Consider the following 20,710-nt stretch of genomic DNA (forward strand, 5'->3'; position numbering starts at 1 on the left):
TATGAGCTTTTTTCACGCCAACCAGCGGGAAGCCCTGAATCAGAGCCTGGCAGAAGTGCAGGGGCAGATTAACGTATCCTTTGAATTTTTCCCGCCGCGCACCAGTGAAATGGAACAAACCCTCTGGCACTCCATCGATCGCTTAAGCAGCCTGAAGCCGAAGTTTGTCTCGGTCACCTACGGGGCGAACTCCGGCGAGCGCGACCGCACTCACAGCATCATCAAGGGCATTAAAGATCGTACCGGCCTTGAGGCCGTGCCGCATCTGACCTGTATCGACGCGACCCGTAACGAACTGCGCGCGATTGCTCAGGATTACTGGAATAACGGTATTCGCCATATTGTAGCCCTGCGCGGCGATCTACCGGCAAACGGCGGCAAACCAGAGATGTACGCTGCCGATCTGGTTGCGCTTTTAAAAGACGTTGCCGATTTTGATATCTCTGTGGCCGCCTATCCTGAAGTGCATCCCGAGGCCAAAAGCGCCCAGGCAGATCTGCTCAACCTGAAGCGTAAAGTCGACGCCGGTGCGAGTCGGGCCATCACCCAGTTCTTTTTTGACGTCGAGAGCTATCTGCGTTTTCGCGACCGCTGCGCGGCGACCGGCATTGACGTTGAGATTATCCCGGGCATTCTGCCGGTCTCTAACTTCAAGCAGGCGAAAAAGTTTGCCGACATGACCAACGTGCGTATTCCGGCCTGGATGTCGCAGATGTTTAACGGCCTCGATGACGATGCCGAAACCCGCAAGCTGGTGGGGGCAAGCATCGCCATGGACATGGTGAAGATCCTGAGCCGCGAAGGGGTAAAAGATTTCCACTTCTATACCCTGAACCGCGCTGAAATGAGCTACGCTATTTGCCACACGTTGGGTGTACGTCCAGCGCTGTAAAAACCGCTTCGGTGGTTTTTTATTGTCCAATTGATTCGGGTGATGAATGCCATTGTCAGAACCCATATCTGCCACTTAATTACTAATAAAAACAGACGGATTTAACTATCAAATCTGTGGATGAATTCAACTATCTCTCATTAACAGTGGTGTATATCGTAGCGGTAACACCATATTGGGAGCAGATAGATGAGTGCATCAGACGATATCCATAACACACTTTCCACAGGCAAATGTCCGTTTCACCAGGGCAGCGTCGACCGCAGCGCCGGGGCGGGAACAACCAGCCGCGACTGGTGGCCGAAACAGCTCCGCGTTGACCTCTTAAATCAGCACTCAAACCGCTCTAATCCGCTGGGCGACGATTTTGACTACCGTAACGAATTCAGCAAACTCGACTACGCTGCACTGAAAGGCGATCTCAAAGCGCTGCTTACCGATTCACAGCCCTGGTGGCCTGCGGACTGGGGCAGCTACGTCGGTCTTTTCATCCGTATGGCATGGCACAGTGCAGGGACCTACCGCTCTGTCGACGGGCGCGGCGGCGCGGGTCGCGGTCAGCAGCGTTTTGCCCCTCTTAATTCATGGCCCGATAACGTCAGCCTGGACAAGGCGCGCCGTCTGCTGTGGCCGGTTAAGCAGAAGTATGGCCAGAAAATTTCCTGGGCCGATCTCTTTATCCTCGCCGGTAACGTGGCGCTGGAGAACTCTGGTTTCCGCACCTTTGGTTTCGGTGCCGGACGTGAAGACGTTTGGGAGCCGGATCTGGACGTTAACTGGGGCGACGAAAAAACCTGGCTGAAGCATCGTCATCCTGAAGCGCTGGCAAAAGCGCCGCTGGGCGCAACCGAGATGGGCCTGATCTACGTTAATCCGGAAGGCCCGGACCATAGCGGGGAGCCTGTCTCTGCCGCTGCCGCTATTCGTGCCACCTTTGGCAACATGGGGATGAATGACGAGGAGACCGTGGCGCTGATTGCAGGCGGCCACACGCTGGGCAAAACCCACGGCGCGGCGGCAGCTACGCACGTTGATGTCGATCCTGAGGCCGCGCCTATTGAAGCGCAGGGCCTGGGCTGGAGCAGCAGCTACGGTAGCGGCAGCGGCGCAGATGCCATCACCTCCGGGCTGGAAGTGGTCTGGACGCAGACGCCAACCCAGTGGAGCAACTACTTCTTTGAGAACCTGTTCAAATACGAGTGGGTGCAGACCCGCAGCCCGGCGGGCGCGATCCAGTTCGAAGCGGCTGATGCCCCGGAAATTATCCCCGATCCTTTCGATCCGGCGAAAAAGCGTAAGCCCACCATGCTGGTGACCGATCTGACGCTGCGTTTCGATCCCGAGTTCGAGAAGATCTCCCGTCGCTTCCTGAACGATCCGCAGGCTTTCAACGAAGCCTTTGCCCGGGCCTGGTTCAAGCTGACGCACCGTGATATGGGGCCAAAAGCGCGTTACATCGGCCCGGAAGTGCCAAAAGAGGATCTGATCTGGCAGGACCCGCTGCCGCAGGCGATCTTTAATCCATCTCAGGACGATATTGCCAGCCTGAAAGCTGAGATTGCCGCCTCTGGCCTCTCGGTAAGCGAGCTGGTGTCGGTTGCCTGGGCTTCTGCCTCTACCTTCCGCGGTGGCGATAAGCGCGGCGGCGCGAACGGGGCACGGCTGGCGCTGGCTCCGCAACGTGACTGGGAGGTCAACGCAACGGCGGTTCGCGCTCTGCCGGTGCTGGAGGCCATTCAACGCACGGCAAACAAGGCATCGCTGGCGGACATTATCGTTCTGGCTGGGGTGGTCGGCGTTGAGCTGGCGGCGAAAGAGGCGGGCGTGGCTATCGATGTGCCGTTCGCACCGGGTCGCGTGGATGCTCGTCAGGATCAGACCGATATCGATATGTTTGAGCTGATGAACCCCATTGCCGACGGTTTCCGTAACTACCGCACGGCGCTTGATACGTCGACCACCGAGTCGCTGCTGATCGATAAAGCGCAGCAGCTGACGCTGACCGCGCCGGAAATGACGGCGCTGGTAGGTGGCCTGCGCGTGCTGGGCGCGAACGCCGACGGCAGCCAGCACGGCGTCTTTACCCAGCGCGTGGGCGTACTCAGCAATGACTTCTTTGTTAACCTGCTGGATATGCGCACCGAATGGAAGGCAACGGATGATAGCGCTGAGCTGTTTGCGGGGCGGGATCGCCTGAGCGGCGAGGTGAAATATACCGCTACCCGTGCCGACCTGGTGTTTGGCTCTAACTCCATCCTGCGGGCGCTGGCGGAAGTCTACGCCAGCAACGACGGCCACGAGAGGTTTGTGAAGGCCTTCGTCGCCGCCTGGGTGAAGGTGATGAACCTCGACCGCTTCGATCTGCGCTAAACGCTAAATATGAAAATCCCCGCTTGTGCGGGGATTTTTTTAGGCGTTATTGCACGGTGTCCAACGGCAGTGCATCAAAGTCATGCAGGGCGTTTTTCTTGTACGGGTTACCAATCCAGCGCGTGGCCTGCACAAACTGCGGGCTGGTGATTGACCGGGTAGGGTCAAAGCCATCGTAGCGCAGCCCTGCCAAATCGGACCAGGTATGGATCAGCTGTGAGCTGCTGTACTTGCGGTCGACGTCGGCGGCCAGGTCGCGCGGGTGCGTCTCCTGCCATGACGGTGAGGTCCACAGAATAAACGGGATGGTATACATATGCCGCGTCGGGGCCTCTTCATTACGCCCTTGAATATTATGCGGCGGTGTATCGTAGACCTCTTCCCCATGATCCGAGAAGTAGAGCAGGAAGCCGTTGGGATCGGTGGCTTTGTAGTCGTTAATCAGGCTAGCCAGCACATGGTCATTGAAATGGTTAGCGTTATCATAGGCATTATACGATGCCAGCTGATCCGGGCTTAGGCCTGCCGGTGCACCTTCGGTTTTGCCATCAAAGGTGTTCCACTGTTCCGGGTAGCGGTATGCGTATTTGATATGCGTACCCAGCAGATGCACGATGATGAACTTCTTCGGCGCGGGATCGGCCAGCACCTTCTTAAACGGATCCAGCACGTTGGTGTCGTACTCGCGAGCGCTCTGAGTGCGCTGCTGGTTCATATAAAACTGCTTGTCTGTCTGCTGTGAGAACACCGTCAGCATGGTGTTGCGTTCGGTCATGGTCTGCTGGTTGGTGATCCAGAACGTCTTATACCCGGCCTGCTTCATCAGGTTCATCAGCGACGGTTTGGTCAGGTAGAGATCCGGGTTTTTCTCGTCGGCAAAGGTCAGCGCCTGCTGCAAAATCTCAATGGTGTAAGGGCGCGACGTCACCACGTGGTTGAAGACCGTCAGGTTCTTGTCGGTTTTATGCATCTTATCCAGCTCCGGCGTGGTTTCACGCGGGTAGCCGTAGAGGCTCATATGGTTACGCTGCGTTGACTCACCAATGACCAGTACCAGCGTGCGCGGTGCGCTGCCGGAGCTATCCTGCAGGTTCGCCAGCGGCGGCAGGGCACTGTTGCTGTCTAACAGTTTGGTCAGGCTCGCCAGCTGATGGCGATATTCGACATAGCCCGAGACAAACTGCCACGGGGCGGCGGGCTCAAGGCGACCTGAGAGACTGATCAGCGCCCGCTTAACGCTCTTCTTCTGGAACAGCACCTTATGCGCGATCGGGTTAACGATCAGCCCATAGAAGATGGCAACACAAACCAGCCAGCGCCATGGCTTCGGAACCGTGACCGGACGCAGGCGCGTCCACAGGAAGATGGCCACTGCCGTATAGCCCAGCGCCACCAGTACCAGCTTCAGGCTGAAGTACTGGCTCAGAAATTCACTGGCCTCGCTGGTGTTGGACTCAAACATGACGTACAGAACGCTCTGAGAGAACTCCTGCCCGTAAATAACGTAGTAGCCCAGCGCGGCGAGCGAGGGGAGCCACAGAATAACGCCGATAATCGCCGCCGTCGTACGGATCCGTTGCGGAAAGAGCAGCAGCGGAATCAGCCACAGGGAACTGAACAGCAAGGAGTCGCGCAGGCCCACGGAGCCGCTGTAGCCGGTGACAATAATGGCGACCTGCAGGACGGAAGAGAAGTAACAGACAAAGAGCAAGGCCCACAATAAGGCCTTCCAGCTAAAAGCGGCCTTCGCCGGAGAAGATGTAGAGAGCATAACAAAAACGTGCCTTATCAAAGTCGCTGGAGTAGCGCGCAAAGATTAAGCAGGGTTGCTTAAGTTAACCTTAACGAGGCGAGGGTAATGTAAATAGCGCTTCCCCCGCCCGATTGCGGAGGAAGCGGAGAGGAGCAGGATTAACCGGTGTTACGCATGCCAGCTGCCACGCCAGCGATGGTGACCATCAGCGCCTGCTCAACGCGCGGATCGGGCTCCTGACCTTGCTCTTCCGCCTGACGCGAGCGGTGCAGCAGCTCGGCCTGCAGCACGTTGAGCGGATCGGTGTAGATGTTACGCAGCTGGATAGACTCGGCGATCCACGGCAGATCGGCCATCAGATGCGAGTCGTTGGCGATGGCCAGTACCACCTTGATGTCATCTTCCAGCAGCTGACGTAGCTCGCTGCCCAGCGGCCACAGCGCCTGTTTAACCAGACGGCGGTCGTAGTAGTCCGCCAGCCAGAGGTCGGCCTTAGCGAAGACCATCTCCAGCATCCCCAGACGGGTGGAGAAGAACGGCCAGTCGCGGCACATCGTTTCCAGATCGCTCTGTTTACCCTCCTGCATCACCTTTTGCAGGGCTGCGCCCGCGCCTAACCAGGCAGGCAGCATCAGGCGGTTCTGCGTCCAGGCAAAGATCCATGGAATAGCGCGCAGGGACTCCACGCCGCCGGTAGGGCGACGTTTTGCCGGACGCGAGCCGAGCGGCAGTTTGCCCAGCTCCTGCTCCGGCGTGGCGGAACGGAAGTAGGGGACAAAATCTTCATTTTCACGTACGTAGCCGCGATACATCTCACAGGAGATATCCGACAGCTCGTCCATGATGTGACGCCACTCCTCTTTCGGCTCCGGCGGCGGCAGCAGGTTGGCTTCCAGAATGGCGCTGGTGTAAAGCGACAGACTGCTGACGGTGATTTCCGGCAGGCCGTACTTGAAGCGGATCATCTCGCCCTGCTCGGTCACGCGCAGGCCACCTTTCAGGCTACCCGGCGGCTGGGAGAGCAGCGCCGCATGGGCCGGAGCACCGCCGCGGCCAATGGAGCCGCCGCGACCGTGGAACAGCGTCAGCTCAATGCCCGCTTTTTCACAGGTCTTGATCAGCGCATCCTGCGCCTGGTACTGAGCCCAGGAGGCAGCCATCACGCCCGCGTCTTTCGCGGAGTCGGAATAGCCAATCATGACCATCTGCTTGCCCTGAATAAAGCCGCGATACCAGTCGATATTCAGCAGCTGGGTCATCACATCGTTGGCGTTGTTCAGGTCGTCGAGGGTTTCAAACAGCGGCGCAACCGGCAGGGCAAAGGTGATCCCCGCTTCTTTCAGCAGCAGGTGCACGGCCAGCACGTCGGATGGGGTTTTCGCCATGGAGATGACGTAGGCGGCAACGGAGCCCTGCGGTGCATCAACAATCGCTTTACAGGTGTTGAGCACTTCACGGGTTTCGTTGCTTGGCTCCCAGCTGCGCGGCAGCAGGGGACGCTTCGAGTTCAGCTCGCGGATCAGGAACGCCTGCTTGTCGGCTTCGGACCAGCTTTCGTAGTCGCCAATGCCGAGATAACGGGTCAGTTCGCCCAGCGCTTCGGTATGGCGGGTGCTCTCCTGGCGAACGTCGATACGCACCAGTGGCACGCCAAAGCACTTCACGCGACGCAGGGTGTCCAGCAGCTCGCCGTTGGCGATAATACCCATGCCGCAGGCCTGGAGTGATTTATAGCAGGCGTAGAGCGGCTCCCACAGCTGCTCGTTCTGGCTGATCAGGCCAGCCGGCTTCGGCAGGCGCTGGCCCTTCAGACGCGCTTCCAGCCAGACCTGGGTCGCCATCAGCTGGCCACGCAGGCCTTTCAACAGGTAGCGGTACGGCTCGCTTGCGCCGGCTTCGCCAACCAGCTCGCTCAGCTCATCGGTACACTCCACCATCGACAGCTCGGAGATGAGCACCTGAATATCTTTCAGGAACAGATCGGTGGCTTTCCAGCGGCTCAGCAGTAACACGTGGCGGGTGATCTCTGCGGTGACGTTCGGGTTGCCGTCGCGGTCGCCGCCCATCCAGGAGGTGAAACGCACCGGGACAAAATCCACCGGCAGCTTATAGCCGAGGTTTTCGTCGAGCTGCTCGTTCAGCTCGCGCAGGTAGTTCGGCACCCCTTCCCACAGGCTGTTTTCCACCACCGCAAAGCCCCACTTGGCCTCGTCAACCGGGCTGGGACGGTGCTTGCGGATCTCATCGGTATGCCAGGACTGGGCAATCAGCTGGCGCAGACGGCGCATCAGCTGATGGCGTTCGTAATCGGCAATCTCTTTATTATCCAGCTGCTTGAGGCAGTTGTTGACCTCTACCATCTTGTGGATCAGGGTCCGGCGGGTGATCTCTGTCGGATGCGCGGTCAGCACCAGCTCCAGCGACAGCGACTCCACCGCTTTTTTAATGATGCCTTCATTGAGATCGGGCTGATCTTTCAGCTTTCTGAGGGTGCGGGCAATCACTTCCGGGTTGCTGGCCGCTTCGCCCTGCGGCGAAATGCTGTGGTACTGCTCGGCGGTATTCGCCAGATTCAGAAACTGGCTAAAGGCGCGGGCGACCGGCAGCAGTTCGTCATTTGACAGATTTTGCAGCGTGGTAAGCAGCTCCTGGCGGTTGGCTTCGTTGCCCGCGCGTGAGGATTTAGACAGCTTACGGATCGTTTCGACGCGGTCGAGAATGTTCTCGCCCAGCGCCTCTTTGATGGTCTCTCCCAGCAGCTTGCCGAGCATACTGACATTACTACGCAAAGCGGAATATTGTTCGTTCATGTTAACCCAGACACCCCATCTCAATTATAAATGTCCTGTATCTGAAACCTGCCGGACATTTTTCTCAGTTGTTCTTTATAAAGCCACGTAAAACCCCGGGCGTCAATTGCGGCGAAATCGGTTCAGCAAACGAATAAACGTGCGTAATTTACGAAATTTAATTCGCTTTAAAGCAGATAAGTAGAACTTATGTTAACGGCGGCGTTTTACCCTCTCCCGCAGGAGAGGGTAGCGTGTTTAGTGCCAGCAAAAGTGGTGCACGACCTGGGTAATCAGCTCCCGGGTGGGCTTGATAAAGCGTGTCTCCAGGTACTCATCCGGCTGGTGGGCCTGGTTGATCGACCCTGGACCTAATACCAGAGTTGGACAGAGCGTCTGAATAAACGGCGCTTCGGTGCAGTAGTTCACCACGTCGGTCCTGGTGCCGAGCAGCTTTTCCACGACCTGAACCAACTGGTGATCCGGCGGGCATTCGTAGCCTGGGATCGGCGGATGCAGCTCGGCAACGTTCAGACGTCCCGGCCAACGTTCGCTCACGGGGGCCAGCGCGTCGTTCACCAGACCGTTGAGATCGTTCAGCGTCATGCCCGGCAGAGGGCGAATATCCATGTGCAGCTCGCAGCAGGCGCAGATGCGATTTGAGGCATCGCCGCCGTGCAGGCTACCGAGGTTCAGCGTCGGATAAGGTACGGTAAAGGCCTCAAAGTGATAGCGCTCTTTCAGCGCGTCGCGCAGCTGCATCAGGCGACCAATGGCGTCATGCATCAGTTCAATGGCGTTGACGCCGCGCGCCGGATCGCTGGAGTGGCCTGACTGGCCCAGCACCCGTACCGCCGTAGAGATATGGCCTTTATGGGCGCGGATCGGTTGCAGCGAGGTCGGTTCGCCAATGATCGCGCAGTCCGGACGAATGGCAGCATTCTCAGAGAAGTAGCGCGCCCCCGCCATGCTGGTCTCTTCATCGGCGGTTGCCAGAATATAGAGCGGCTTTTTCAGCCTGGTCACGTCCACGTCACGCAGCGCATCAAGAATAAAGGCGAAAAAGCCTTTCATGTCCGCTGTGCCGAGGCCGTAGAGCTTGTTGTCATGCTCGGTCAGGGTAAAGGGATCGCGGGTCCAACGACCATCATCGAAGGGCACCGTATCAGTATGTCCGGCCAGCAGCAGGCCGCCTGCGCCCTCGCCAATGCTGGCCAGCATGTTAAATTTGTTGCGCGTGTCGGGTACCGGCTGGATCTCTACGTTAAACCCGAGGTCACCAAACCATCCGCCAAGCAGATTGATTAAAGACGCATTGCTCTGATCCAGCGCTTCTTCCGTTGCGCTGATGGACGGCGTGGCTATCAGGGCGCGGTAGATCTCGATAAATGGCGGTAAATTCATTTTCATTGTTGACACACCTTAGGTCGTGATAGTATCAATATTCATGCAGTAAATGTGAATAAAAATACATTAACGTAGAGCATAAAGGAACCCGATGTTGAATACGCTGATTGTAGGCGCTAGCGGTTATGCGGGCGCAGAGCTTGTAAGCTACGTGAATCGCCATCCTCATATGACCATAACCGCTTTGACCGTGTCAGCGCAAAGCAATGATGCAGGAAAATTAATCTCCGATCTGCATCCGCAGCTGAAAGGCATTGTCGACCTGCCCCTGCAGCCAATGTCCGATATCAACGAGTTTGTTGCGGGTGTCGACGTGGTGTTCCTGGCTACCGCCCATGAGGTGAGCCATGACCTCGCCCCGCAGTTTTTAGCCGCGGGCTGCATCGTGTTCGACCTCTCCGGCGCGTTCCGCGTTAACGATGCCGCTTTCTATGAAAAATTCTACGGTTTTACCCACCAGCACCCGCAGCTGCTTGAGCAGGCGGTATATGGCCTGGCGGAGTGGAGCGCTGACAGACTGAAAGAGGCGAAGCTAGTCGCGGTGCCGGGCTGCTACCCGACGGCGGCGCAGCTGTCGCTGAAGCCGCTGATCGACGCCGGGCTGCTGGATCTCAACCAGTGGCCGGTGATCAACGCCACCAGCGGCGTCAGCGGTGCCGGGCGCAAGGCGGCCATCTCAAACAGCTTCTGTGAAGTAAGCCTGCAGCCGTACGGCATCTTTAACCATCGCCATCATCCAGAGATCACCACTCACCTCGGCACGGATGTGATTTTTACCCCACATCTGGGTAGCTTTCCGCGTGGGATCCTCGAAACCATTACCTGTCGCCTGAAGCCGGGCGTGACCAAAGAGCAGGTTGGGGTCACGTTCCTGCAGGCGTACGCCGATAAGCCGCTGGTGCGCCTCTACGATAAAGGTGTACCAGCGCTGAAAAACGTGGTGGGTCTGCCGTTCTGTGATATCGGTTTTGCCGTGCAGGATGAGCACCTGATTATCGTCGCCGCAGAAGATAACTTACTCAAAGGCGCTGCCGCCCAGGCAATGCAGTGTGCAAATATTCGTTTCGGCTACCCTGAAACGCAGTCTCTTATTTAAGGTGTGATGATGAATCCATTAATTATCAAACTCGGTGGTGTACTGCTGGATAGCGAAGAGGCGCTGGCGCGTCTGTTTACCGCCCTGGTTAACTATCGTGAGGCGCATCAGCGTCCGCTGGTGATCGTTCACGGCGGCGGCTGCGTGGTGGATGAGCTGATGAAGCAGCTTAACCTGCCGGTGACCAAGAAAAACGGCCTGCGCGTCACGCCTGCCGACCAGATCGACATTATTACCGGCGCGCTGGCGGGCACCGCCAACAAAACCCTGCTGGCCTGGGCGAAGAAGCATAAGATTGCCTCGGTGGGTCTGTTCCTCGGCGACGGTGATAGCGTCAAAGTGACCCAGCTTGATGACGATCTGGGCCACGTGGGCCAGGTGCAGCCGGGTTCGCCGGTGCTCATTAACTCCCTGCTGGCGGGTGGTTTCCTGCCGGTTATCAGCTCCATCGGCGTGACCGACGAAGGTCTGCTGATGAACGTCAACGCCGACCAGGCAGCGACGGCGCTGGCGGCAACGCTCGGTGCGGATCTGATCCTGCTCTCCGACGTGAGCGGCATTCTGGACGGTAAGGGCCAGCGCATCGCCGAGATGACGGCGGCAAAAGCCGAGCAGCTGATCGATCAGGGCATTATTACCGACGGCATGATCGTCAAGGTCAACGCCGCGCTGGATGCCGCCCGCACGCTGGGCCGCCCGGTGGATATCGCCTCTTGGCGTCACGCGGAGCAGCTTCCGGCACTGTTCAACGGCACGCCGATTGGCACGCGCATTTTGGCATAATCGATTTATTGTTTTGTAGGCCCGGTAAGCGCAGCGCCACCGGGCAATGAAATTCAAAGATATTAAGGAAGCATGTTATGGCACTTTGGGGTGGGCGTTTTACACAGGCAGCGGATCAACGGTTCAAACAGTTCAACGACTCTTTGCGCTTCGACTACCGCCTGGCCGAACAGGATATCGTCGGCTCTGTGGCCTGGTCCAAAGCGCTGGTGACGGTGGGCGTACTGACCGCCGATGAGCAAGTGCAGCTAGAAGCGGCGCTGAACAACCTGCTGGAAGAGGTGCGTCTTAACCCGGAGCAGATCCTCGAGAGCGATGCCGAAGACATCCATAGCTGGGTGGAAGGCAAGCTGATCGACAAGGTTGGCCCGCTGGGTAAAAAACTGCACACCGGCCGGAGCCGTAACGACCAGGTGGCAACCGATCTGAAGCTGTGGTGTAAAGAGACCGTGGCCGAGCTGCTGGCGGCAAACCGTCAGCTGCAGGGCGCGCTGGTTGAGACCGCGCAGGCTAACCAGGATGCAGTGATGCCAGGGTATACCCACCTGCAGCGTGCGCAGCCGGTGACCTTTGCCCACTGGTGCCTGGCCTACGTTGAGATGCTGGCCCGTGACGAAAGCCGCCTGCAGGATGCGCTGAAGCGTCTGGACGTTAGCCCGCTGGGCTGCGGGGCGCTGGCAGGAACGGCCTATGAAATTGACCGCGAGCAGCTGGCGGGCTGGTTAGGCTTTGCCAGCGCGACCCGTAACAGCCTCGATACCGTATCCGATCGCGACCACGTGCTGGAGCTGCTCTCTAACGCCTCTATCGGCATGGTGCACCTGTCGCGCTTTGCCGAAGATCTGATCTTCTTTAACACCGGTGAAGCAGGCTTCGTTGAGTTGTCTGACCGCGTCACCTCCGGCTCTTCGCTGATGCCGCAGAAGAAAAACCCTGATGCGCTGGAGCTAATCCGTGGCAAATGCGGTCGCGTGCAGGGGGCACTGACCGGCATGATGATGACCCTGAAAGGTCTGCCGCTGGCCTATAACAAAGATATGCAGGAAGACAAAGAGGGGCTGTTTGATGCCCTGGACACCTGGCTGGACTGCCTGCACATGGCCGCGCTGGTGCTGGACGGCATTCAGGTGAAACGTCCGCGCTGCCAGGAAGCGGCGCAGCAGGGTTACGCTAACGCCACCGAGCTGGCGGACTACCTGGTCGCGAAGGGCGTGCCGTTCCGTGAGGCGCACCATATTGTGGGTGAAGCCGTGGTAGAAGCGATTGCCCAGGGTAAACCGCTGGAGGATCTGGCTCTCGCCGATCTGCAAAAATTCAGCAGCGTGATTAGCGACGACGTCTATCCAATCCTCTCTCTGCAATCCTGCCTGGATAAGCGTGCGGCGAAGGGCGGGGTATCGCCAACGCAGGTTGCGCAGGCCATCAACGATGCTAAAGCTCGCCTGATTTAATCACGCCATCGCAAGAGACGCCGGGCCTGTGCCCGGCTTTTTTTTGTACAAAAAATGGCATGCAGGGTCAGAGAGTGCTTGATAGGGATAATCATTGATTGCTATTCTATCTATCGCCATGAACTATCGTGGCGTCGGAGGATGAATAATGAATATTCGTGATCTTGAATACCTGGTAGCGTTAGCCGAACACCGTCATTTCCGCCGGGCGGCGGACTCCTGCCACGTTAGCCAGCCCACGCTCAGCGGGCAGATCCGCAAGCTGGAGGATGAGCTTGGCGTGATGCTGCTGGAGCGTACCAGCCGTAAAGTGCTGTTTACCCAGGCTGGCCTGCTGCTGGTAGATCAGGCGCGCACCGTATTGCGTGAGGTCAAGGTGCTCAAGGAGATGGCAAGCCAGCAGGGGGAGGCCATGTCTGGACCGCTGCATATTGGCCTGATCCCGACCGTTGGACCCTACCTGCTGCCGCAGATTATTCCGCTGCTGCACCAAACTTTCCCTAAGCTGGAGATGTATCTGCACGAAGCGCAGACGCAACAGCTGCTGGCCCAGTTGGACAGCGGCAAGCTGGACTGTGCCATTCTGGCGCTGGTGAAAGAGAGCGAAGCCTTTATTGAAGTGCCGCTGTTTGATGAGCCCATGATGCTGGCAATCTATGAGGATCACCCGTGGGCGAACCGCGACCGCGTGCCGATGGCAGACCTCGCTGGTGAGAAGCTGCTGATGCTGGAAGATGGCCACTGCCTGCGCGATCAGGCGATGGGCTTCTGCTTTGAGGCGGGTGCGGACGAAGATACACACTTCCGCGCAACCAGCCTTGAAACGCTGCGTAATATGGTTGCTGCAGGCAGCGGGATTACCCTCCTGCCAGCGTTGGCCGTGCCGCCTGAACGCAAGCGCGACGGGGTGGTTTACCTGCCGTGCATCAAGCCGGAGCCGAAGCGCACCATTGGCCTGGTTTACCGTCCGGGATCGCCGCTGCGCAGCCGCTATGAGCAGCTGGCTGAGGCCATCCGTACAACAATGGATGGCCATTTCGACAGAGCGTTAAAAGAGGCGGTTTAAGCCATTTAACGCGGCTACCCGATAGGCTTCCGCCATGGTTGGGTAGTTAAAGGTGGTGTTAACAAAATACTCAATGGTGTTACCGCCGCCTTTCTGCTCCATAATCGCCTGGCCGATATGAATAATTTCGGCTGCGCGCTCACCAAAGCAGTGGATCCCCAAAATCTCTTTCGTCTCACGATGGAACAGGATCTTCAGCGTCCCGACGCTCATCCCCACAATTTGCGCCCGCGCCAGGTGCTTAAACTGCGCCCGACCCACCTCATAGGGCACCTTCATGGCGGTGAGCTGCTGCTCTGTTTTACCGACCGAGCTGATCTCCGGAATGGTGTAGATCCCGGTGGGAATATCTTCCACCAGATGCGCCGTCGCTTCGCCTTTGACCATCGCCTGAGCAGCAATGCGCCCCTGATCGTAGGCGGCAGAGGCCAGGCTTGGGTAGCCGATAACGTCACCCACGGCGTAGATATGCGGCTGCGCGGTCTGGTACATGCTGTTAACCTTGAGCAGTCCCCGGCCGTCAGCGTCCAGGCCAACGTTGGCCAGCTGCAGGCTATCGGTATTACCGGTGCGTCCGTTGGCGTAGAGCAGGCAGTCGGCCTTAAGCTTTTTGCCTGACTTCAGGTGCATAATCACCCCGTCGTCCGTACCCTCAATCTGCTCGTACTCTTCGTTGTGGCGGATCACGACGCCGTTGTTCCAGAAGTGGTAAGAGAGCGAGTCCGACATCTCCTGATCGAGGAACGCCAGCAGACGATCGCGGGTGTTGATCAGATCGACTTTGACATCCATTCCCCGGAAGATCGACGCGTATTCACAGCCGATCACCCCTGCACCGTAGATGATCACATGGCGTGGCTCATGCTGCATGCTTAGGATCGAGTCGCTGTCATAAACGCGAGGATGGGAAAAGTCGACGTCTGCCGGATGGTAGGGGCGGGAGCCGCAGGCAATGACAAACTTCTCTGCCGTCAGCGTCTCTACCGTACCGTCATGGCACTCCAGCGCCAGCGTGTGCGCATCAACAAAGTGGGCATCGCCCTGCAGAATTTCACAGCGGTTACGCTCGTAAAACCCCTGACGCATGCGCGTCTGCTGATTGATAACGCTGTCGGCGTGGTTAAGGATGTCGGCAAAAGAGGAGCGCAGAAGGCGGGAGTGGTCGCTGTACAGAGGGTTTTGATTAAATTCGATAATCCGGCTGACCGCGTGGCGAAGCGCCTTCGAGGGGATGGTGCCCCAGTGGGTGCATCCACCGCCCACGTTATGGTATCGCTCAAGGACGGCGATCCTGGCACCTTGTTTCACCAGCCCCATGGCAGCACCTTCGCCACCGGGACCGGAACCTATCACTATTGCATCGTAATCGTAAGTGTGTGGCATGGTAGGGCTTACCTGTTCTTATACATAAAAACAACATAATACTAACATCGTTAGGGTGATAACCCAATTATCGCGCTGTTTTTTTGCCGTGCTATTTTTTAATTCTGCTGGCGCGCGCATTAACATCATTAAAGGTGCAACAGTATGTAAACAATCATTCACAAAGCCAGGCAAACCGATTAGCTTATCTCTGGTATAGTGCCAGCAGGCCTTTGGAAGGATTCAGACATCGTGATGGGCGTTAGAGCGCAACAAAAAGAACGAACCCGGCGTTCGCTGGTGGAAGCGGCATTTAGTCAGCTAAGCGCTGAGCGTAGTTTTGCCAGCCTGAGCCTGCGCGAAGTGGCGCGTGAGGCGGGCATTGCCCCAACGTCATTCTATCGCCACTTCCGCGATGTCGATGAGCTCGGCCTGACCATGGTCGACGAGAGCGGCCTGATGCTGCGCCAGCTGATGCGCCAGGCGCGCCAGCGCATTGCCAAAGGCGGGAGCGTGATCCGCACCTCCGTCTCTACCTTTATGGAGTTTATCGGCAATAACCCCAACGCGTTTCGCCTGCTGCTGCGCGAACGTTCAGGTACCTCCAGCGCTTTTCGTGCTGCCGTCGCCCGCGAGATCCAGCACTTCATCGCGGAACTTGCCGACTATCTTGAACTCGAAAGCCATATGCCGCGGTCATTCACCGAGGCACAGGCCGAAGCGATGGTCACCATTGTATTTAGCGCCGGCGCAGAAGCGCTGGACGTCGGTCCGGAGCAGCGCAGGCAGCTGGAAGAGCGCCTGGTACTGCAATTGAGGATGATTTCGAAAGGCGCTTACTACTGGTATCGCCGTGAGCAGGAAAGAATGTCGCACCAACCCGAAGAGTGAAGGACGAGTAATGAAACAGTCAGGTCAAGATAAAGGTACGTTGCTGCTGGCGCTGATCGCTGGCTTATCGATTAACGGCACGTTTACGGCGATTTTTAGCTCGATTGTGCCGTTTTCGCTGTTCCCGGTTATCTCGCTGGTGCTGGCTGTCTACTGCCTGCATCAACGCTATCAAAACCGCACTATGCCGCTGGGGCTGCCGGCGCTGGCCGCCGCCTGCTTTATCTTAGGCGTGCTGCTCTACAGCGCGGTGGTGCGGGCCGAGTATCCGGCCATTGGCTCTAACTTTGTCCCTGCGGTGCTGTCGGTGGTGCTGGTATTCTGGATTGGCTACCGCATGCGTAACCGCAAGTACGAGCTGACAGAGTAGACGAAGCGTCAGGGTTATTAAGTAGGCCGGATAAGCGTAGCGCTATCCGGCGTTTTCAGCAGGCAGTAGGTTTATTTTCTGGTCAGCAGCACCCCGCACTCCATATGGTGCGTATAGGGGAACTGATCAAACAGCGCCAGGCGTTCAACCTGATGCGTCTGGCTGAAGGTTTCCAGATTCTGGCACAGCGTCTCCGGGTTGCAGGAGATGTACAGAATACGTGGGTAGGCCTGCACCATCTTCTCTGTTTCACTATCCAACCCGCTGCGCGGCGGATCGACAAAAATCGTTTCACAGCGATAGCTCTTCAGATCGACGCCCTGCAGGCGGTTAAATTCACGCACCCCGTTCATCGCCTGGGTAAACTCCTCTGCCGCCATGCGGATAATCTGCACGTTGTCGATCTGGTTAGCGGCGATGTTGTACTGCGCCGCTGCCACCGACGGTTTGGCGATTTCGGTCGCCAGCACGCGCTCGAAGTTGCGTGCCAGCGCCAGAGAGAAGTTGCCGTTACCGCAGTACAGCTCCAGCAGGTCGCCGGTTGACCCTGCAGTCACGTTCAGCGCCCACTCCAGCATCTGAATGTTCATCGCCGCGTTAGGCTGGGTAAAGCTGTTCTCTACCTGACGATAGATCATCTCCTGGCCCGCTACCGGCAGACGCTCGTCAACGTAGTCCCGATCCAGCATGACCTTGGTTTTGGTCGCCCGACCAATGATATGCACGTCCAGTCCCTGCTCACGCAGCGCAGCGCGCAGAGCCTGCGCCTCGGCATGCCACGCTTCGTCCAGCTTTTTATGGTACAGCAGGGTCACGATAGCCTGACCGCTAAGGGTGCTGAGGTAGTCGATCTGGAACAGCTTGAAACGCAGGACATTATTACCCCGCACGCTGTTCATTATTGCAGCCATTAACTGGTTGATCAGAGCGCTGGCGGCTGGGAAACTATCTACACGGATCCGGCTTTTGGTCTGCTGATCGAAGATGATGTGGTACAGGTCATCTCCGTCGTGCCAGATACGAAACTCGGCCCGCATCCGGTAATGGCTTACAGGAGAGCGAAACACCTCCGGCGCAGGCGCGGAAAAGGGCGTCATCATCTTTTGCAGACGGACCACTTTTTCGGCCAGCTGAGCGTCGTACTGTTCTATCGGGAGGTGTTCGGGGGTCATGATGCGTCCTGAGTGAAAATAGATTACGCGGGGATTGTAGGGATTGCGTGCGTATTGTCCAGTCCCAGCGTTTTTACTTTTCTTCTCTTAGCAGTCTGGACATCTATAAGTACCTACAGGTAGCATCCACGCTCCGGTCCTGTGAGTTAAAAGGGAATCCAGTGAAAATCTGGGGCTGACGCGCAGCGGTAAGGAGAGTTGGAGTGATAGCAAAAGCAGACACTGCCGCAAGGCGGGAAGTCATCACTCCGGAAAATCTCCAAGCCCGAAGACCTGCCGGTATACGTCGCATTTGGCTTTCATCATCGCGAGCTATTGATGGGCCTGCGGCATCCTTCTTATATTGTGGATGCTTTTACAATGATAAAAAAAGCTTCGCTGATGACGGCGCTCTCCGTCACAGCATTTTCCGGCTGGGCGCAGGACAGCAATCCAGACACCTTGGTCGTTACCGCAAGCCGTTTTCAGCAGCCGGTAAAAACGGTGCTGGCACCAGTCAGCGTTGTCACCCGCCAGGATATCGATCGCTGGCAGTCAACCTCCGTAACCGATGTGATGCGTCGTCTACCTGGCGTAGATATCTCGCAGAACGGCGGCCTGGGGCAGATCTCTTCTCTTTATGTGCGCGGCACTAACTCCAGCCATGTGCTGATCCTGGTCGACGGCGTGCGCCTCAACCAGGCCGGCGTCAGCGGCTCGTCCGATCTCAGCCAGTTTCCGCTGGCCTTAGTACAGCGCATTGAATACATTCGTGGCCCGCGTTCGGCAGTGTACGGCTCCGACGCTATCGGCGGGGTGGTGAATATTATCACTACGCGCGAGAAAAACGGCACGACGCTGTCGGCAGGCATCGGCTCGAAAGGCTATCAGAACTACGAAGCCAGCACGCAGCAGGATCTGGGAGACAGCACTCGTGTGACGCTGGCAGGCGACTACACCTACACCAAAGGCTTTGATATCGGTGCTGAAGGGAACACCGGTGGCCTGACGCAGCCTGACCGCGACGGGTTTATGAGCAAGACGCTGTACGGTGCGCTGGAGCATAGCTTCTCTGAACAGTGGAGCGGCTTTGTGCGCGGCTACGGCTATGACAACCGTACCGACTACGAAGGCTACTACAGCAGCTTCACGCCGGACGTGTTGGTAGATACGCGCCAGCTCTACAGCCAGACCTGGGACGCGGGTCTGCGCTTTAACGGCGATATCTTCCGCTCTCAATTGCTGACCAGCTATGGTCACAGTAAAGACTTTAACTACGATCCGCATCTGGGGCGTTATGACTCTAACGCCACGCTGGATGAGATCAAGCAGTACAACGTACAGTGGGCCAATACCGTTGACGTCGGGCAGGGCAACGTCGGGGCGGGCTTCGACTGGCAGAAGCAGAGCACCGAGCCGGGCACCAACTACGTTACCGACGGTTACGATCAGCGTAACACCGGCGTCTACCTGACCGCGCTACAGCAGCTGGGTGACTTCACTTTGGAAGGCGCGGTGCGTAGCGATGACAACTCGCAGTTTGGTCGTCACGGTACCTGGCAGAGCAGCGCCGGCTGGGAGTTTATCGAAGGCTATCGCTTTATTGCCTCCTACGGTACTGCGTATAAAGCACCGAACCTCGGTCAGCTGTATGGCTTCTACGGCAACGACGATCTCAACCCGGAAGAGAGCAAGCAGTGGGAAGGCGCTTTTGAAGGCCTGACGGCGGGCGTGAACTGGCGCGTCTCCGGCTACCGTAACGACGTAGACAACCTCATCGATTATGACGATGGCGCGATGAAGTACTACAACGTGGGCAAGGCGCGCATTAAAGGCGTGGAAGCGACGGCATCTTTCGATACCGGCCCGCTGGGACACAGCCTGAGCTACGACTACGTCGATTCACGTAATGCGGTGACTGACGAGCCGCTGGCACGCCGTGCGAAGCAGCAGGTGAAGTATCAGCTCGACTGGCAGGTCTACGATCTGGACTGGAGCGTAACCTATCACTACCTGGGCACGCGCTACGATACGGACTACACCACCTATCAGCGGATCAAGATGGGCGGCGTCAGTTTATGGGACGCAGCAGTATCGTATCCGATCACCTCACAATTCACCGTTCGTGGTAAAATAGCTAACCTGTTCGATAAAGATTACGAGACAGTTTATGGCTACCATACTGCAGGACGAGAATACAACGTCTCTGGCAGCTACACCTTCTGACCCAAGACCCACCGTGCTGGTGTTTGACTCTGGCGTCGGTGGGCTATCCGTCTATGATGAGATCCGGCGTCTCCTGCCGGACCTCCATTACATCTATACGTTTGATAACGTTGCCTTCCCGTACGGGGAGAAGTCAGAAGCATTTATCGTTGAGCGCGTGGTGGAGATTGTCACCGCCGTTCAGGCCCGTTATCCGCTCTCTCTGGCGGTGATTGCCTGTAATACTGCCAGCACCGTCTCACTTCCTGCGCTACGCGAGAAGTTCGGCTTCCCGGTGGTGGGCGTTGTGCCCGCTATTAAGCCTGCGGCACGCCTAACCGCCAACCGCATCGTTGGCCTGCTGGCAACTCGCGGCACGGTAAAGCGTCCTTATACGCACGAGCTTATTCAGCGCTTTGCTAATGAATGTCACTTTGAACTGCTGGGCTCGTCTGAGCTGGTGGAGATAGCCGAAGCGAAGCTGCATGGCGAACCGGTCTCTCTCGACAAGCTACGTCGTATTCTTCGCCCGTGGTTACGGATGCCGGAGCCGCCGGACACCGTTGTCCTCGGCTGCACCCACTTCCCGCTTCTCCAGGAGGAGCTGCTGCAGGTGCTCCCGGAAGGAACGCGGCTGGTGGATTCCGGCGCGGCGATTGCGCGTAGAACCGCATGGCTGCTTGAGCATGATGCACCCGATGCTAAATCCTCTGATGAAAACATCGCATACTGCATGGACGTAACGCCGGAGACTGTACAATTACTGCCCGTTTTGCAGCGATACGGCTTCAAATCGCTTGAAAAACTCGCAACAGATAGCGGGTTTGCACAAAAAAGAGACGCTTGAAAGATTTTTTGAAATTAGCTCTTGTCAGCCCGGAATAACTCCCTATAATGCGCCTCCACTGACACGGAACAACGGCATACAGGCCGCCGGGTCAGCGGGACTTCTCCGGAAGTTCTGACAGAGAAAAGCGAAAAATAAACGCTTGACTTTGAATGAGGAAAACGTATTATACGGGACCTCGCAACGGTGAGCGAAAGCCGCGTTGCACTGCTCTTTAACAATTTATCAGACAATCTGTGTGGGCACTCGAAGACATGGATTCTTAACGTCGCAAGAC

At 57.4% G+C, this 20,710-nt stretch carries 15 protein-coding genes and 1 riboswitch; of the genes, 10 read left to right on the top strand and 5 right to left on the bottom strand.

From position 1 onward, the window contains the following. The first annotated feature begins 1 nt into the window (after position 1). Complete coding sequence (gene metF / locus NR795_RS19860; protein ID WP_144818803.1) at positions 2 to 892, top strand: methylenetetrahydrofolate reductase; 891 nt, start codon at positions 2 to 4, stop codon at positions 890 to 892. A gap of 189 nt (positions 893 to 1,081) precedes the next feature. Next, positions 1,082 to 3,262, top strand: coding sequence for a catalase/peroxidase HPI (gene katG / locus NR795_RS19865; protein ID WP_257759149.1), 2,181 nt, complete (start codon positions 1,082 to 1,084; stop codon positions 3,260 to 3,262). Positions 3,263 to 3,308: 46 nt separating this feature from the next. Here katG and NR795_RS19870 read toward each other — a convergent pair whose 3' ends face one another. The 3 genes from NR795_RS19870 to argE all read right to left on the bottom strand — a co-directional run bounded on the left by NR795_RS19870 (position 3,309) and on the right by argE (position 9,214). After that, complete coding sequence (locus NR795_RS19870) at positions 3,309 to 5,033, bottom strand: phosphoethanolamine transferase CptA (protein ID WP_257759150.1); 1,725 nt, start codon at positions 5,031 to 5,033, stop codon at positions 3,309 to 3,311. A 140-nt stretch (positions 5,034 to 5,173) separates the two neighbouring features. Further along, positions 5,174 to 7,825, bottom strand: coding sequence for a phosphoenolpyruvate carboxylase (gene ppc / locus NR795_RS19875; protein WP_144818797.1), 2,652 nt, complete (start codon positions 7,823 to 7,825; stop codon positions 5,174 to 5,176). A gap of 237 nt (positions 7,826 to 8,062) precedes the next feature. Beyond that, positions 8,063 to 9,214 carry an acetylornithine deacetylase gene (argE, locus tag NR795_RS19880; protein ID WP_144818795.1) on the bottom strand — a complete coding sequence of 384 codons (1,152 nt, stop codon included), beginning with the start codon at positions 9,212 to 9,214 and terminating at the stop codon, positions 8,063 to 8,065. Positions 9,215 to 9,302: 88 nt separating this feature from the next. On the opposite strand from argE, the gene argC reads away from it, so the two are divergent. From argC to oxyR, 4 genes are all read left to right on the top strand, one after another. Next, positions 9,303 to 10,307 (top strand): N-acetyl-gamma-glutamyl-phosphate reductase, encoded by a 1,005-nt coding sequence (gene argC, locus NR795_RS19885; RefSeq protein WP_257759151.1) that lies wholly within the window; start codon positions 9,303 to 9,305, stop codon positions 10,305 to 10,307. A 6-nt stretch (positions 10,308 to 10,313) separates the two neighbouring features. Beyond that, positions 10,314 to 11,090 carry an acetylglutamate kinase gene (gene argB / locus NR795_RS19890; RefSeq protein ID WP_257759152.1) on the top strand — a complete coding sequence of 259 codons (777 nt, stop codon included), beginning with the start codon at positions 10,314 to 10,316 and terminating at the stop codon, positions 11,088 to 11,090. A 77-nt stretch (positions 11,091 to 11,167) separates the two neighbouring features. Next, positions 11,168 to 12,541, top strand: coding sequence for an argininosuccinate lyase (gene argH / locus NR795_RS19895; RefSeq protein WP_144818789.1), 1,374 nt, complete (start codon positions 11,168 to 11,170; stop codon positions 12,539 to 12,541). Positions 12,542 to 12,689: 148 nt separating this feature from the next. Next, on the top strand, positions 12,690 to 13,607 hold the full coding sequence (gene oxyR, locus NR795_RS19900) for a DNA-binding transcriptional regulator OxyR (RefSeq protein ID WP_144818787.1): 918 nt from the start codon (positions 12,690 to 12,692) through the stop codon (positions 13,605 to 13,607). Here the strand turns inward: oxyR and sthA are convergent. Beyond that, a complete protein-coding gene (gene sthA, locus NR795_RS19905) occupies positions 13,590 to 14,990 on the bottom strand; it encodes a Si-specific NAD(P)(+) transhydrogenase (protein WP_144818785.1) in 1,401 nt (466 codons plus the stop codon). The two genes, oxyR and sthA, sit on opposite strands and share 18 nt — an antisense overlap. 231 nt (positions 14,991 to 15,221) lie before the next feature. Here sthA and fabR point away from each other — a divergent pair, with 231 nt between their 5' ends. Then, complete coding sequence (gene fabR / locus NR795_RS19910; RefSeq protein ID WP_144818783.1) at positions 15,222 to 15,860, top strand: HTH-type transcriptional repressor FabR; 639 nt, start codon at positions 15,222 to 15,224, stop codon at positions 15,858 to 15,860. 10 nt (positions 15,861 to 15,870) lie between these two features. Continuing rightward, positions 15,871 to 16,230, top strand: coding sequence for a YijD family membrane protein (locus NR795_RS19915; protein ID WP_042394669.1), 360 nt, complete (start codon positions 15,871 to 15,873; stop codon positions 16,228 to 16,230). Between the two features lie 71 nt (positions 16,231 to 16,301). Here NR795_RS19915 and trmA read toward each other — a convergent pair whose 3' ends face one another. Then, on the bottom strand, positions 16,302 to 17,402 hold the full coding sequence (gene trmA, locus NR795_RS19920) for a tRNA (uridine(54)-C5)-methyltransferase TrmA (RefSeq protein ID WP_257759153.1): 1,101 nt from the start codon (positions 17,400 to 17,402) through the stop codon (positions 16,302 to 16,304). 117 nt (positions 17,403 to 17,519) lie between these two features. Continuing rightward, positions 17,520 to 17,698, top strand: a riboswitch (cobalamin riboswitch). A 64-nt stretch (positions 17,699 to 17,762) separates the two neighbouring features. Here trmA and btuB point away from each other — a divergent pair. Then, on the top strand, positions 17,763 to 19,607 hold the full coding sequence (gene btuB, locus NR795_RS19925; RefSeq protein WP_257759154.1) for a TonB-dependent vitamin B12 receptor BtuB: 1,845 nt from the start codon (positions 17,763 to 17,765) through the stop codon (positions 19,605 to 19,607). After that, positions 19,552 to 20,433 carry a glutamate racemase gene (murI, locus tag NR795_RS19930; RefSeq protein ID WP_257759155.1) on the top strand — a complete coding sequence of 294 codons (882 nt, stop codon included), beginning with the start codon at positions 19,552 to 19,554 and terminating at the stop codon, positions 20,431 to 20,433. The genes btuB and murI overlap by 56 nt, the downstream gene beginning before the upstream one ends. Positions 20,434 to 20,710 lie beyond the last annotated feature (277 nt).

It is taken from the genome of Pseudescherichia sp. L3, assembly GCF_024656065.1.
GTDB lineage: Bacteria > Pseudomonadota > Gammaproteobacteria > Enterobacterales > Enterobacteriaceae > Pseudescherichia.